14 protein-coding genes, 1 pseudogene and 1 riboswitch are annotated in these 15,753 nt (G+C 37.9%); all 15 genes and pseudogenes read left to right on the top strand.

Features of this window, described 5'->3' with window-relative positions; translation table 11 throughout:
* Nucleotides 1-321 (top strand): annotated as a pseudogene (locus C7437_RS17080) (nuclease-related domain-containing protein); the annotation flags it as partial.
* 270 nt (nt 322-591) lie between these two features.
* The gene (locus C7437_RS13915) at nt 592-777 is read left to right on the top strand and encodes an NETI motif-containing protein (protein WP_111440391.1); all 186 of its coding nucleotides are present in this window, start codon (nt 592-594) and stop codon (nt 775-777) included.
* 102 nt (nt 778-879) lie between these two features.
* Nucleotides 880-979: riboswitch (purine riboswitch) on the top strand.
* A gap of 140 nt (nt 980-1,119) precedes the next feature.
* Entirely contained in the window at nt 1,120-1,608 is a 489-nt protein-coding gene (purE, locus tag C7437_RS13910; protein ID WP_111440417.1) for a 5-(carboxyamino)imidazole ribonucleotide mutase, read from the top strand.
* Nucleotides 1,605-2,726 (top strand): 5-(carboxyamino)imidazole ribonucleotide synthase, encoded by a 1,122-nt coding sequence (gene purK, locus C7437_RS13905; protein WP_111440389.1) that lies wholly within the window; start codon nt 1,605-1,607, stop codon nt 2,724-2,726. The genes purE and purK overlap by 4 nt, the downstream gene beginning before the upstream one ends.
* 18 nt (nt 2,727-2,744) lie before the next feature.
* The gene (purB, locus tag C7437_RS13900) at nt 2,745-4,040 is read left to right on the top strand and encodes an adenylosuccinate lyase (protein ID WP_111440387.1); all 1,296 of its coding nucleotides are present in this window, start codon (nt 2,745-2,747) and stop codon (nt 4,038-4,040) included.
* A 37-nt stretch (nt 4,041-4,077) separates the two neighbouring features.
* Nucleotides 4,078-4,794, top strand: a complete 717-nt coding sequence (gene purC, locus C7437_RS13895) for a phosphoribosylaminoimidazolesuccinocarboxamide synthase (RefSeq protein WP_111440385.1) — start codon at nt 4,078-4,080, stop codon at nt 4,792-4,794.
* Nucleotides 4,791-5,045 (top strand): phosphoribosylformylglycinamidine synthase subunit PurS, encoded by a 255-nt coding sequence (gene purS / locus C7437_RS13890; RefSeq protein ID WP_111440383.1) that lies wholly within the window; start codon nt 4,791-4,793, stop codon nt 5,043-5,045. Before purC ends, purS begins: the two co-directional genes overlap by 4 nt.
* A complete protein-coding gene (gene purQ / locus C7437_RS13885) occupies nt 5,042-5,728 on the top strand; it encodes a phosphoribosylformylglycinamidine synthase subunit PurQ (protein WP_111440381.1) in 687 nt (228 codons plus the stop codon). The genes purS and purQ overlap by 4 nt, the downstream gene beginning before the upstream one ends.
* On the top strand, nt 5,712-7,943 hold the full coding sequence (purL, locus tag C7437_RS13880; protein ID WP_111440379.1) for a phosphoribosylformylglycinamidine synthase subunit PurL: 2,232 nt from the start codon (nt 5,712-5,714) through the stop codon (nt 7,941-7,943). Before purQ ends, purL begins: the two co-directional genes overlap by 17 nt.
* The gene (purF, locus tag C7437_RS13875) at nt 7,919-9,340 is read left to right on the top strand and encodes an amidophosphoribosyltransferase (RefSeq protein WP_111440377.1); all 1,422 of its coding nucleotides are present in this window, start codon (nt 7,919-7,921) and stop codon (nt 9,338-9,340) included. Before purL ends, purF begins: the two co-directional genes overlap by 25 nt.
* 11 nt (nt 9,341-9,351) lie before the next feature.
* Entirely contained in the window at nt 9,352-10,407 is a 1,056-nt protein-coding gene (gene purM / locus C7437_RS13870; protein WP_111440375.1) for a phosphoribosylformylglycinamidine cyclo-ligase, read from the top strand.
* Nucleotides 10,407-10,979: a phosphoribosylglycinamide formyltransferase gene (purN, locus tag C7437_RS13865; protein ID WP_111440373.1), complete on the top strand. Its 573-nt coding sequence runs from the start codon at nt 10,407-10,409 to the stop codon at nt 10,977-10,979. The genes purM and purN overlap by 1 nt, the downstream gene beginning before the upstream one ends.
* A gap of 32 nt (nt 10,980-11,011) precedes the next feature.
* Entirely contained in the window at nt 11,012-12,547 is a 1,536-nt protein-coding gene (gene purH / locus C7437_RS13860; RefSeq protein WP_111440371.1) for a bifunctional phosphoribosylaminoimidazolecarboxamide formyltransferase/IMP cyclohydrolase, read from the top strand.
* 16 nt (nt 12,548-12,563) lie between these two features.
* Nucleotides 12,564-13,823: a phosphoribosylamine--glycine ligase gene (purD, locus tag C7437_RS13855; RefSeq protein ID WP_111440369.1), complete on the top strand. Its 1,260-nt coding sequence runs from the start codon at nt 12,564-12,566 to the stop codon at nt 13,821-13,823.
* A 197-nt stretch (nt 13,824-14,020) separates the two neighbouring features.
* Complete coding sequence (locus C7437_RS13850; RefSeq protein ID WP_111440367.1) at nt 14,021-15,751, top strand: adenine deaminase C-terminal domain-containing protein; 1,731 nt, start codon at nt 14,021-14,023, stop codon at nt 15,749-15,751.
* Nucleotides 15,752-15,753: the final 2 nt, after the last annotated feature.

Here is a 15,753-nt window from a genome sequence, read left to right as displayed (position 1 = left end):
TTTCCTTATCCAATGTGTAAGAGATGGGGAATCAATCCAAGCGATTTGATGACTGGTGTGCAGTGTGGAAAATGTGAGCAGTTTGGGATGGTTAAGAGAAATAATGGTTGGATTTGTACTTCGTGTGGGAATATAGATAAGGTTGCCCATGTTCAAGCACTTTATGAGTGGTTTGCGCTTGTAGAAAACCGTATTTCTAATAAGGAGTGTAGAAAGTTTTTGCAAATTGATTCTTCTCAATTAGCATCCAGACTTCTTAATTCTATGAGTCTCTCCAGAGTAAATAAGTCTAAAAACACTATTTATCGCTGGAGATGGTGAGCATTTTTTGAGTGAAATTGGGGTTTTGGAAGAATACAAGTAAGTTTTGGATGAATATTACAGATAAGTGGATGAATAACGCAAAAGTTTGGACGAATAACAACACGTTTGGGATGAATACCACATAGTTTTGGAAGAATCCCCACGCATTATTATTTAAACAAACCCTCTCTTATTATTTTTACTCGTTGTTTGTCGGGAAAAAGGGTATGATATTTGTTACATAGTAAAAAGAGGAGGATGGGTGGTGACACACACCCTATTTGATCAATGAAAAAAGAGACGAAATGGTTTGAAGTAGAGGAAAATGAAACGATTGGTGCATGTATGGATAGAATGGCGGAACTAGGGTTTCAAATTGCAGGTAGAAAAGAAGAACCTTTGTTTGCGGAAGTTGATGGTCAACCAGTGCCAGTTAGACAAATAATCATGTTAAAAGGAATAAAAGAGAATTAATTTATGAAAATGAAACCAAAAACCGAACAATTAAGTTTTCTGAAAATTAATCGTTCGTATTTATGCGTTGACGAAGTACGTTAGAATTGTTAGAATATGATTAGTAAGAAACGAGAATATCCCCATATATACTAAAGAATTGGCTTTAGTGTCTCTACCAAGTCACCTTAATGACAGGACTATGCGGGAAAGCAACTTTTGGATAATGCTTGAAGGATGTGTTTGCATTTGTCAGTAATCACACAAAACTCGCAACTTAATTCCTCAAGTAAACTGCTTTTCATGCATGAAAAGCAGTTTATTTGGGGAATTTTTTTTATGCATGTAGGAGGGACGAAAATAATGAACGCAAAAATTGGTGTAATTATGGGTAGTTCTAGTGATTGGGAAACGATGAAACTTAGTTGTGACATACTAGATGAGTTAAATATACCGTATGAGAAGCAGGTAGTATCAGCGCATCGTACACCGGACTTAATGTTCGAATATGCTGAGCAAGCAAGAGCAAAAGGAATTCAAGTAATTATCGCTGGAGCTGGCGGCGCGGCACATTTACCAGGTATGGTTGCTGCAAAGACAACACTACCAGTTATTGGTGTTCCTGTTCAGTCTCGTGCTCTTAATGGATTGGATTCTCTATTGTCCATAGTACAAATGCCAGGTGGAGTACCAGTAGCAACAGTTGCGATTGGGAAAGCGGGAGCAACGAATGCTGGACTTTTAGCAGCTCAAATCCTATCTATACATGATATAGAAGTCGAAGAGCGATTAGAAAAACGACGCGAAGAAATGAAGAACAAAGTATATGAAAGCAATGGTGAGCTTCAATGACTAAAGTAATTTATCCAGGGCAAACAATTGGAATAATCGGTGGTGGACAACTCGGACGAATGATGGCGTTAGCTGCTAAAGAAGCAGGGTTTAACGTTGCTGTGTTAGAGCCTACGGTGGATTCACCGTGTGGACAAGTTGCAGACATTCGAATTGTGGCTCCGTATAATGATGAAGCAGCATTGGAAGAACTTGCAGAAGTTAGCGATGTAATCACATATGAGTTTGAAAATATTGATTACGCAGGATTAAAACGACTATCAGAGATTGCCTATGTTCCTCAAGGTGCAGAACTTGTTAAAATTACACAAGATCGCATCATTGAGAAAACAGAAATTCAAGCAACTGGCGTGCCAATCGCGAAATTTGTCGAAGCAGCTAACTATGAAGAACTAGTGGAAAGAATCGAAACAGTCGGGTTTCCTTGTGTAGTGAAAACAGCTCGAGGTGGTTATGACGGTAAAGGTCAACAAACAATTCAATCAATAGAAGAAATTGCATCTGCAAAATCACTTTTTGAACATTCGGCTTGTATCGCAGAAGCTTTTGTTCCTTTTACAAAAGAAATTTCCGTAATTGTCCAACGCAATGGAAATGGTGAAACGTACTGCTTACCTATTGGTGAAAACGTTCATGTGAATCATATTCTGCATGAAACAATAGTTCCAGCGCGTATTAGTGAATTACTTGCAGCGAAAGCTATGAAAGCAGCTGAGACAATTGCTAATCACTTGAATCTAATTGGTACACTTGCCGTGGAGATATTCGTTTTAGAAAATGATGAAATATTAATAAATGAATTAGCACCTAGACCACATAATTCGGGTCACTATTCTATAGAAGCATGCAGTATCTCACAGTTCCATCAGCATGTGAGAGCTGTATGTGGATGGCCATTACGTGAGCCAAAACTTTGGACGGAAACAGTAATGGTGAATATATTGGGACAACATGTAGTTCCTTTAACAAATTCAATAAGTAAATATCCAAACTGGTCTATTCATTTATATGGAAAGAACGAAGCGAAAACAAACCGCAAGATGGGGCATGTAACCATTCTTTCTACAAATATTGAAGAAACATTAAAAGAAATAGAACAATCTAAAATTTGGCTATAATACAAAGGGGATATATAAATGATAGAACGCTATACACGCCCAGAGATGGGAGCAATTTGGACAGAAGAAAATAAATACAATGCTTGGTTAGAAGTAGAAATTCTGGCATGTGAAGCATGGGCAGAAATTGGAGATATTCCAAAAGAAGATGTTGTAACACTTCGTAAAAACGCATCTTTCAATGTAGAAAGAATTTTAGAAATTGAAAAAGAAACTAGACATGATGTTGTAGCATTTACTCGCGCAGTATCAGAAACATTAGGAGAAGAACGTAAATGGGTACACTACGGTTTAACATCTACAGACGTAGTTGATACAGCTCTTTCTTATATCATTAAACAAGCGAATGAAATTTTGCGTAAAGATATTAAAAACTTTATTGAAATCCTTGAAAACAAAGCAAAAGAACATAAATACACAGTTATGATGGGACGTACACATGGTGTGCATGCAGAACCAACAACATTTGGTTTGAAAATGGCATTATGGACAGAAGAAATGCGTCGTAATTTAGAACGCTTTGAAGCTGCTGCAAAGGTGATTGAAACTGGTAAAATGTCAGGTGCTGTAGGTACTTATGCAAATATCGACCCATTTGTAGAAGAATATGTTTGTAAAGAACTAGGTTTAGCTGCATCACCAATTTCTACTCAAACATTGCAACGTGATCGTCATGCGCAATACTTGAGCACGTTAGCTTTAGTCGCTTCTTCTATTGAAAAGTTTGCAACAGAAGTTCGCGGGCTTCAAAAATCAGAAACGCGTGAAGTAGAAGAATTCTTCTCAAAAGGACAAAAAGGTTCTTCTGCAATGCCGCATAAACGCAACCCAATCGGTTCTGAAAATATGGTAGGTTTAGCAAGATTAATTCGCGGATATATGATGACTGCATATGAAAATGTAGCATTATGGCATGAAAGAGATATTTCTCATTCATCAGCAGAACGTGTTATTTTACCGGATGCAACAATCGCGCTTAACTATATGTTAAATCGTTTCGGCAATATCGTGAAAAACTTAACGGTATTCCCAGAAAACATGAAACGTAATATGGATTCTACTTTAGGATTAATTTATTCTCAACGTGTTCTTCTAGCGTTAATCGACAAAGGTTTAGCTCGCGAAACAGCGTATGATACTGTTCAACCGCTAGCAATGCAAGCTTGGGAATCACAGACTGCATTCCGTACATTTGTAGATGCAGATGAAAAAGTTATTTCTTTATTAACAAAAGAAGAGTTAGATGATTGCTTTGACTATAACTATCACATTCAACATGTAGATATGATTTTTGGTCGTTTAGGACTCAACTAATTAACTAGCAGGTGCATTCGATTTGGAGGAATTCACAGTGGAAAAAGGTCGTCTATTATACGAAGGTAAAGCAAAACAATTATTCGCAACAGAAGATGAAAATATCTTATTTGTTTCATACAAGGATAGTGCTACAGCTTTTAATGGAGAGAAAAAAGAAGAAATAGATGGAAAAGGGATTTTAAATAATAAAATCACGACAATTCTATTTGATCAGTTGAAAAAGCATGGAATTGAATCTCACTTTGTAGAGCGAATTTCAGAGAATGAACAATTAGTGAGAAAAGTGGAAATCATCCCACTTGAAGTAGTCGTTCGCAATGTAGCTGCAGGAAGTATTGCGAAAAGATTAGGTATAGAGGAAGGAATTCCTTTAAAACATTCGATTGTAGAATTTTATTACAAAGACGATGAACTTGGAGATCCATTACTTACTAATGCACATCTTGGATTACTTGCACTTGCAACACCAGAAGAAATAGAAACGATTGAAACTAAAGCACTGGAAGTCAATAAAGTACTTCAACCGCTTTTCAAAGAAATAGGTGTTACGCTAATCGATTTTAAATTGGAATTCGGTAAAACTCCAGACGGTAAAATTTTACTAGCTGATGAAATATCTCCTGATACATGTAGATTATGGGATGACGAAACAAATAAAAAACTAGACAAAGACGTGTTTAGACGTAATTTAGGAAGCCTAACAGAAGTTTATGAAACAATACTTTCCCGCCTAGGAGGATTATCAAAATGAAAAAAGTTAAAGTATATGTAACGTTACGTGAAAGTGTTTTAGATCCACAAGGTTCAGCAGTTATGGGTGCACTACACTCTATGAATTACAACGAAGTGAAAGATGTTCGTATTGGAAAGTTTTTAGAGCTTCAAATTGAAGAATCAGGTCGTGACATAGATACAGTAGTGAAAGAAATGTGTGAGAAACTTCTTACGAATACAGTAATTGAAGATTATCGCTACGATGTTGAGGAGGTTACAAGCAAATGAAATTTGCAGTAATCGTATTTCCAGGGTCGAATTGTGATTTAGATATGTATCATGCGATTAAAGACGAGCTTGGAGAAGAAGTGGAATACGTTTGGCACGATGAGACGGACTTAAGCAAATTCGATGCAATTTTATTGCCAGGTGGCTTCTCGTATGGTGACTACTTACGTTGTGGCGCAATGGCTAACCAATCTAACGTAATGTCAGAAGTTGTAAAAGCAGCTGAAGCTGGAAAGCCTGTTTTAGGTATTTGTAATGGGTTCCAAGTGTTAACAGAAGCAGGTCTTTTACCAGGAGCATTATTACGCAATAAAAACTTGAAATTCATGTGTCGTACAGTAGATCTTCAAGTTGTAAATAACGAAACTCAGTTTACTTCACAATATAAAAAAGATGAAGTAATTCAAATTCCAATCGCACATGGTGAAGGAAATTACTATTGTGACGAAGAAACACTTGCTTCTTTGAAAGCGAATAACCAAATCGTTTTCACATATGCTTCTGAAAATCCAAACGGAAGTCTAGAAGATATAGCAGGTATTGTGAATGAAAAAGGAAATGTACTTGGAATGATGCCTCACCCAGAACGTGCATCAAATGACATTATGGGTGGAACAGACGGACTAGCGCTATTCAAATCAATTGTGAAACAGTGGAGGGAAACTCATGTCAATCATGCTTGAACCTAATGCAGAGCAAATTAAAGAGCAAAAATTATACGCTCAAATGGGAATGTCAGACGAAGAATTCGAAATGGTAGAAAAAATACTAGGTCGTCTTCCTAACTATACAGAAACTGGGTTGTTCTCAGTTATGTGGTCTGAACATTGTTCATATAAAAACTCTAAACCAGTATTACGCAAGTTCCCTACGAAAGGTCCTCAAGTTTTACAAGGGCCAGGTGAAGGTGCTGGAATCGTAGATATAGGTGATGGTCAAGCGGTTGTCTTCAAAATGGAATCGCATAATCACCCATCTGCAATTGAACCATACCAAGGAGCAGCTACAGGTGTTGGTGGGATTATTCGTGACGTATTTTCCATGGGTGCTCGTCCGATTGCATTGTTAAATTCTCTTCGTTTTGGAGAATTAAAAACACCACGTGTGAAATACTTATTTGAAGAAGTTGTCGCTGGTATTGCTGGTTACGGTAACTGTATCGGTATTCCAACGGTGGGTGGAGAAATTCAGTTTGACGATTGTTATGAAGGAAATCCACTAGTTAACGCTATGTGTGTAGGGTTGATCAATCATGAAGACATCCAAAAAGGGATTGCTGCTGGTGAAGGAAACACAGTGTTATACGCTGGTGCAAAAACTGGTCGTGATGGTATTCATGGTGCAACATTTGCTTCGGAAGAATTAACAGAAGCTTCGGAAGAAAAACGTCCAGCAGTTCAAGTTGGAGATCCATTTATGGAGAAATTATTATTAGAAGCTTGTTTAGAAGTAGTTAAATCCGATGCATTAATCGGTATTCAAGATATGGGTGCTGCAGGTTTAACTTCATCATCTGCTGAAATGGCTTCAAAAGCCGGACATGGTGTAGAAATGAACTTAGACTTCATCCCACAACGTGAAACGAATATGACTGCATATGAAATGATGCTTTCAGAATCTCAAGAACGCATGTTAATCGTAGTGAAAAAAGGTCGCGAAGAAGAAATCGTGAAAATTTTTGACAAATACGGATTAGACTGTGTTGCAGTAGGTGTCGTTACAAATGATAAAATGCTGCGTTTAATTCATAACGGAGAAGTAGTTGCGAATGTTCCTGCAGATGCACTTGCAGAAGATGCGCCGGTATACTATAAACCATCATCTGTTCCTGCTTACTATACAGAATTCCAAGCGATGGAAAATGTAGAACCAGCAGTATCAGATTATAAAGAAACTCTATTAAACCTACTTCAACAGCCAACAATTGCTTCAAAAGAATGGGTTTATGATCAATATGACTATCAAGTACGTACAAGTACAGTTGTAGCACCTGGTTCAGATGCTGCAGTCGTTCGAGTTCGTGGTACAAATAAAGGATTAGCAATGACAACGGATTGCAACTCAAGATATATCTATTTAGATCCAGTTGAAGGCGGGAAGATTGCAGTAGCCGAAGCAGCGCGTAATGTTGTATGTTCTGGTGCAAAACCACTTGCAATTACAGATTGCTTAAACTTTGGTAATCCAGAAAACCCAGAGATCTTCTGGCAATTAGATCAATCAGCTGACGGTATTTCTGCAGCTTGTTTAGCTTTAGATGCACCAGTAATCGGAGGAAATGTTTCTCTATACAACGAACGCAGTGGAGTAGCTGTTTATCCAACACCAACAATTGGATTAGTTGGGCTTGTATCAGATTTAGCACATGTAACGACTCAGTCAGTGAAACAAGCTGGAGATATCATGTATATGATTGGTGAAACAAAAACTGAATTTGGTGGATCAGAGCTTCAAAAGTTTGTGGAAAAACGTATTTTTGGTAAAGCACCTTCTATCGATTTAGAAGTGGAAGCAGCTCGTCAAACAGCATTACTATTAGCCATTACATCTGGTCTTGTACAATCTGCTCATGACCTTGCAGAAGGTGGATTTGCAGTAGCTTTAGCAGAAAAAGCTTTCGGTGCAAAAGGACTTGGAGTAGAAGTAACAATTTCTGGATCTGCTACAACAGCGTTATTCAGTGAGTCACAATCTCGTTTCTTAGTGACAGTTAAAGCTGAAAATGCTGCTAAATTTGAAGAAATCTTAACAGATGCAGTTCAAATTGGAACTGTAACAAATACGGATAAAATAATTATTACAACAGAAGATGGAACTGAATGGATTAACGGTTCTGTTGAAGAATTCCGATCCGCTTGGAAAGGGGCAATACCATGCTTGCTGAAGTCAGAGGTATAAATGAAGAATGTGGTGTATTTGGTATTTGGGGACATCCAGAACCTGCTGCTCTGAGTTATTATGGTCTACATGCACTACAGCACCGAGGACAAGAAGGCGCTGGAATTGTTGTAACAGATGGAGAACGTTTGCGTGCTGTTAAAGGTGAAGGTTTAGTAAATGATGTCTTCAGTAATGGAAAATTAGATAAGTTAGAAGGCCATGCTGCAGTTGCTCATGTTCGTTATGCAACTGCAGGAGGATCAGGAATTGAAAATGTTCAACCTTTGTTGTTCAATTCAACAACTGGAAGCCTTGCGATTGCTCATAATGGAAACATTGTGAATGCAACACGTTTAAAACGTAATTTAGAACAACAAGGTAGTATTTTCCAAACAACTTCAGATACAGAAGTACTTGCTCATTTAATTAAAAAAAGTAAACTAGCTACGTTTGAAGAGCGTGCGAAACAAGCTCTAAGTTTGCTGGAAGGTGCGTTCGCTGTTTGTATTTTGACAGATCACGGCATGTTAGTTGCGCAAGATCCACAAGGAATGCGTCCACTTTCTTTAGGTAAATTGGGTGATGCATGGGTAGTTGCTTCGGAAACAAATGCATTCGATATTATCGGAGCTGAGTTAGTCCGTTCTATAGATCCTGGTGAATTATTAATTATCAATAACGATGGTTGTCGTTCAACGCGTTATGTAGAGAAGAAGGATAGAGCAATTTGTACGATGGAATATGTATATTTTTCTCGTCCAGATTCAGATATAGATGGCATTAATATTCATATGGCACGAAAACGTCTTGGAAAACAGCTAGCGAAGGAAATTCAAATTGAAGCAGATGTAGTAACTGGCGTACCAGATTCAAGTATTTCTGCAGCGATTGGTTTTTCAGAAGCATCTGGAATACCTTATGAATTAGGTCTTATTAAAAACAGGTATGTTGGACGAACATTCATCCAACCTTCACAAGATTTACGTGAACGTGGCGTGAAGATGAAGCTTTCTCCAGTAAACCAAGTTGTAAAAGGCAAACGTGTGATTATGGTAGATGACTCAATTGTTAGAGGAACAACATCAAGACACATTGTGAAACTGTTAAAAGACGCAGGTGCAACGGAAGTGCATGTAGTAATTAGTTCACCTCCTCTAAAAAATCCTTGTTTTTATGGGATAGATATAAGTTCCGATTCTGAACTTATTGCTGCAAATAATAGTGTGGATGAGATTCGTAAGCTTATTGGTGCGGATACATTAACATTCTTGTCTGTAGAAGGAATGGTAGAAGCAATTGGAAGATCAGATGAAGAGAAAAACTGTGGACACTGTTTAGCTTGTTTCACAGGTGAGTATCCAACTGATATATTCTCAGATACAAAATTACCACATGAAAAAGAGTTTGTTCGATAGGAGGATTCTACATGTCAAAAGCATATGAAAAAGCGGGCGTAAATATTGAGGCTGGTTATGAAGCAGTACAACGAATGAAATCACATGTTGAACGTACGTCAAGAAAAGGAATCATGGGTACATTTGGTGGTTTCGGTGGTATGTTCGATTTATCTTCTTTAAATTATAAAGAGCCAGTTCTAATTTCAGGAACTGATGGTGTAGGAACGAAACTGAAGCTTGCATTTATGATGGATTCCCATGATACAATCGGAGTCGACTGTGTGGCAATGTGTGTAAATGACATCGTTGCACAAGGTGCAGAGCCATTATTTTTCCTTGATTACGTTGCAGTAGGTAAAGCAGTTCCAGCTCGTATAGAACAAATTGTAAAAGGTGTTGCAGATGGTTGTGTGCAATCAGGAGCAGCATTAATCGGTGGGGAAACAGCAGAAATGCCAGGTCTTTATGAGGAAGACGAGTATGATTTGGCTGGTTTTGCTGTTGGTGCTTGTGAAAAATCTAAAATCGTTACAGGTGAAAACATTGCAGAAGGGGACGTGTTAGTTGGGATTGCATCTAGCGGCGTTCACTCGAATGGTTATTCACTTGTTCGTAAAATTGTATTTGAAGAACAAGGTTATACTCCGGAAACAATAGTAGACGGCTATGAAGGTCTTGGAGAAATTGGTAAGGCTCTTTTAACACCAACTAAAATCTATGCAAAACCTGTAATGGAAATGCATAATGAATTAGCTATTCACGGTATGGCTCATGTAACTGGTGGAGGATTCTATGAAAACTTACCGCGTATGATGCCTGAAGGATTAGCAGTTGAAATCGATTTAGGTTCATGGGAAGTACTGCCTGTTTTCAATCTATTGAAAGAAAAAGGCGAGTTAACGGATCGTGATTTATACAATGTATTTAATATGGGCGTAGGATTTGTTCTGGCTTTATCTGCAGAAGAAGCGGAAAAAGCAATTGCAATTGCTAAATCTCATGGTGAAAAAGCATACACAATTGGTCGTGTTGTGAAAGGTGAAGGTGTTATATTCAACGGAACACATGACGGGAGTTTAGTGTAATGACTGGAACACCAAAATTTGCAGTATTTGCATCGGGTAGTGGTAGTAATTTTCAAGCTATTCATGATGCTGTAAAAGCTGGAAAAGTACCTGGACAGGCTGTTTTAGTAGTGACAGATAAACCAGATGCCTTTGTAGTAGAACGCGCAAAAAAGGTAGGAATTAAAACACTCGCGATAAAGCCTTCAAGTTTTTCTTCTAAACAAGCATATGAACAAGCTGTATTAGACAAACTTTCAGAGCTAAAAGTGGAATGGATTATTCTGGCTGGATATATGCGTTTAATCGGAGATGTCCTTCTAGGTGCATATCCAAACCGAATTATTAATATTCACCCATCGTTACTTCCTTCGTTTCCAGGAAAAGATGCAATTGGTCAAGCAATGGAACATGGAGTGAAAGTAACTGGTGTCACGGTTCATTATGTAGACGCTGGTATGGACACTGGGCCAATATTAGCTCAAGCAGCTGTTGAAGTAGTGAGTGGAAATAGAGAAAAAACAGAAGAACGTATTCACGCAGTAGAACATGAACTGTATACGAAGACTTTACAACAATTATGGAGCCGGTAATTTTACCGGCTTTTCAAAGAGGAGGAAATAGTGTGTCAAAACGCGCGTTAATTAGTCTTTCCGATAAATCAGGAATTCTTGAATTTGCAAAAGAGTTAGTAGAACTAGGGTATGAAATTTTATCAACTGGTGGAACAAAAGCATTTTTAGAACAAAATGGTGTTGCAATTACTTCAGTAGACTCAGTAACTAACTTCCCTGAAATTTTAGATGGTCGAGTAAAAACGTTAAACCCGATGATTCATGGTGGATTGCTAGCAAAACACGATGATCCTTCTCACCAAGCGCAGTTAGAAGAACATAAAATTACTCCGATTCAAGTAGTATGTGTCAACCTATATCCTTTCCGTGAAACAATTTCAAAACCAGATGTTGCTTTTGAAGATGCTATCGAAAATATCGATATTGGTGGACCGTCTATGTTACGTTCTGCAGCTAAAAATCATCAATATGTGACAGTAATAACAGATGCTTCTGATTATGCGGAAGTATTGGAGCAGTTAAAAGAAACTGGTGAAACTACTTTAGAAACTCGCCGTAAACTTGCAGCAAAAGTATTCCGTCAAACAGCAGCTTATGATGCATTAATCGCTAGCTATATGACTGATTTAACTGGTGAAGAATTCCCTGAATCATTGACACTTACATATGAACGTAAACAGTCTTTACGTTATGGTGAAAATCCACATCAAAAAGCAGCATTCTATAAACGTCCACTTGGATCTGATTTCTCGATTGCTTCTGCAACTCAATTGCATGGTAAAGAGCTTTCTTATAACAATATTCAAGATGCAAATGCCGCAATTCAAATCATAAAAGAATTCAAAATTCCTGCTGCAGTAGCAGTAAAGCATATGAATCCATGTGGAGTTGGAACTGGTGAAACGATTTCAGCTGCTTTTAACAAAGCATTCGAAGCAGATTCAACATCTATTTTTGGTGGAATCGTTGCATTAAATCGTGAAGTAGATGCAGCAACTGCGAAAGTTCTTGCTGGTATTTTCTTAGAAATCATTATTGCTCCATCATTCTCAGAAGAAGCTATTACTTTGTTAACTGCGAAGAAAAATATTCGCTTGTTGACAATTTCTTATGAGCAAACTAAAAAAGATGCTTGGAATACAGTATCTGTTGAAGGTGGGTTATTAGTTCAGTCTCCTGATGCATTTGGATTAACGGATGCAGATGTGAAAGTAGTAACAGATCGTGAACCAACAGCGGAAGAATGGAAAGCATTAGAACTTGGATGGAGCGTAGTTAAACACGTGAAATCTAACGCAATTGTTGTCGCTACTGAAGACATGACAGTTGGTGTTGGTGCTGGACAGATGAACCGTGTAGGATCAGCTAAAATCGCACTTGAACAAGCTGGAGATCTTGCAAAAGGAGCAGGCCTTGCATCTGATGCATTTTTCCCAATGAACGATACAGTAGAAGTAGCTGCAAAAGCTGGGATTACAGCAATCATTCAAACTGGTGGATCTGTAAAAGACCAAGATTCAATCGATAAAGCAAATGAGTATGGTATTGCAATGGTATTCACTGGCGTTCGTCATTTTAAACACTAAGAGAGGGGCATCTCATATGAATATTCTTGTAATTGGTAGTGGCGGTCGTGAGCATGCGATCGCAAAGCAATTCAATCATTCTCTTTCAGTTGATAAAGTATTTGTTACACCTGGTAACGCAGGTATGTCAGATGATGCACAAATCATCCCTATTGATGTCATGGCTTTTGAAGAGTTAGTAGTCTTTGCAAAAGAAAACAAGATTGATCTAACATTTGTTGGTCCAGAACAACCGCTAGCAGGTGGAATTGTGGATTACTTTGAAGCAGCAGGGTTACGTGTTTTTGGCCCAACAAAAGCAGCCGCAAAAATTGAGGGCAGCAAAGCATTTGCAAAAGAAATTATGCAAAAATACGATATACCTACTGCTGCTTACGAAACCTTTACAGAAGTAGATAAGGCGAAAGCTTATATTGAAAAACTCGGTGCTCCTATTGTTGTGAAAGCAGACGGGCTTGCTGCAGGTAAGGGTGTTGTAGTTGCCATGACTGTGGAAGAAGCAAATACGGCAGTGGAAGATATGATCGGAAAACAATTATTTGGTGAATCTTCCTCTCGCGTAGTAATCGAAGAGTTTTTAGATGGTGAAGAGTTTTCATTCATGTCATTCGTGCATAATGGTCAAATTTATCCAATGGTTATCGCACAAGACCATAAACGTGCATATGACGGGGATAAAGGACCGAATACTGGTGGAATGGGCGCTTACTCACCAGTTCCACAAATTTCTTCAGAAGTCATAGATATCGCGTATGAAACAGTTGTTGTACCTACTGTGAAAGCTATGACAGAAGAAGGAATTTCATTTACTGGTATTCTTTACGCAGGATTAATCCTGACAAATGAAGGCCCAAAAGTAATTGAGTTTAATGCTCGTTTTGGGGATCCTGAAACACAAGTTGTTTTACCACGTATGACTTCTGATTTTGGGTTATTCATGACAGCATTAATGGAAGAAAAACCATTTGAACTTACATGGTCCGAAGATGAAATGTTAGGTGTTGTAATTGCATCTGCAGGTTACCCTGGTGATGTTCAAAAAGGTGCTAAACTTCCGGATTTGTCTGTATTAACAGAATTGGGTCTTGATGTTTTCCATGCAGGTACAAAAGTGGAGAATCAAGAATTTGTTGCAAATGGTGGGCGTGTAATTTTGGTAGGTGCGAAAGAAGCAACACTAAAAGAAGCACAACAAAAAGTATACGAGGGCTTATCCAAGTTAGGTTGGGATGGACTATTCTACCGAAAAGACATTGGATGGCGTACTTTTAAATAATCACAAAAGCGAAAAGTGTTAGAGCCTAGAAAAAAATCCATTTATCTCAAGTCACTTGGGATAAATGGATTTTTTAGTGATTTTAACAGAAATTCATATAAAATGTTTGTAAAGATAATTGAGAACACTTTGCTTTACTAAAGTGATATGCTACTATTGTTTCTATGAATAACCTTAGAGTTAGGAGAGTGGATGATATGCAATATCCAATTTGGAAGATAGAAGAGATTAGACAACAAATTGAAGTTGTCAATGGAACACAAGCTCCTGATATTCTCATTACGAATGCAACCTTTCTTCATAGTCATTTAAAGAAATGGATCACAGGTAACATTTGGATTGTGAAAGATCGAATTGTTTATACAGGCTCAGAAATGCCTTTGGTATCTGAAAAAACGGAAGTGTATGATGCGGAAGGTCAAAAAATTGTACCAGGCTATATAGAACCCCATGTACATCCATTCCAACTTTATAATCCACAAACATTTGCAGATTATGCTGCTCAGCTTGGAACGACTACATTCATTGCGGACAATTTAATCTTTTTTTTGAAACTTGAAAATAAGAAAGCGTTTTCAATATTGGATGAATTAAAAAAATTACCTTTTTCATTTTATTGGTGGGCTCGTTTTGATTCGCAAACGGAGCTAGAATATGAAGAAGAATTATTTACTTCCAAAAAAATTGGAGAGTGGATTGAGCGCTCGGATGTTATTATGGGTGGTGAACTAACCGGATGGCCACGACTATTATCTGGGGATGACCAAATGCTTTACTGGATGCAGCAAGCTAAGTCTCATGGCATGAAAATTGAAGGTCATTTTCCTGGAGCATCGGATCGAACGCTTGCACGTATGCGTTTATTAGGAGCAGATGGTGATCATGAATCGATGACAATTGAAGAAGTGGAAAGACGAATTCTTCATGGCTATGCCGTAACATTACGCCATTCTTCTATTCGACCTGATTTACCTATTTTACTTAAAGGTATTTTAGAAAAGGATCTACACATTTTTGATCATTTAATGATGACAACAGATGGTGCGACTCCGTCATTCCATGTAGATGGCGTCATGGATAAATGTATTCAAGTAGCACTAGATGAAGGTGTAGACCCAATCGATGCTTATTTAATGGCGTCATTTAATGTTGCGAAGTATTACAATCTCTCCAACCTTCATGGAGTCATCGCAACAGGACGAATGGCGAATTTAAACTTTTTAGAAGATGAACAAAACCCTGTTCCGATCGGTGTTTTATCAAAGGGAGTATGGTTGAAACGTGATGGACAAAAAGTGCAAGGTCTTGAACCAGTTGACTGGTCTCATATGCCAGATTTCAAGCTAGATTTTGATTTGACAGAGGATGATTTTCAGTTCTCTATGCCTTTTGGAATAGATATGGTTAATGATGTAATAACTAAGCCTTACTCAGTAACGGTCGACACTACAGATAATGAATTGTCGTCGGACCATGAAGAAAGCTTTTTAATGCTTATAGACCGAAATGGTAAATGGAAAGTAAATACGATGCTTAAAGGCTTTGCAACTTCAGTAAAAGGATTTGCGTCTTCTTATTCAAATACAGGAGATATTTTATTGATTGGAAAGAATAAAAAGAGCATGTTACAAGCCTTTCATGAGCTGAAGAAAATAAATGGTGGAATTGTACTTGTTGAAAATGATGAAGTCGTTTGTTCGATTGAACTAGCGATTGGCGGAAGTCTGTCAAACAAACCTATGGAAGAATTGATAGAAGAAGAGTTACTATTAAAAAAAGAATTAGCTGCGAGAGGTTTTAAGCATGGAGATGCAATTTACACATTGCTGTTTCTACAATCCACGCATTTACCATATGTTCGTATTACGCAAAGAGGAATTTTCGACGTTCTGAAGAAACAAGTGCTATTTCCATCTGTAATGAGATAGGG

It is taken from the genome of Psychrobacillus insolitus, assembly GCF_003254155.1.
In the GTDB taxonomy this organism is placed as follows: Bacteria; Bacillota; Bacilli; order Bacillales_A; family Planococcaceae; genus Psychrobacillus; species Psychrobacillus insolitus.
Note: the sequence above shows the minus strand (reverse complement) of the source record. Positions and strands in the feature narration are given on the sequence as shown.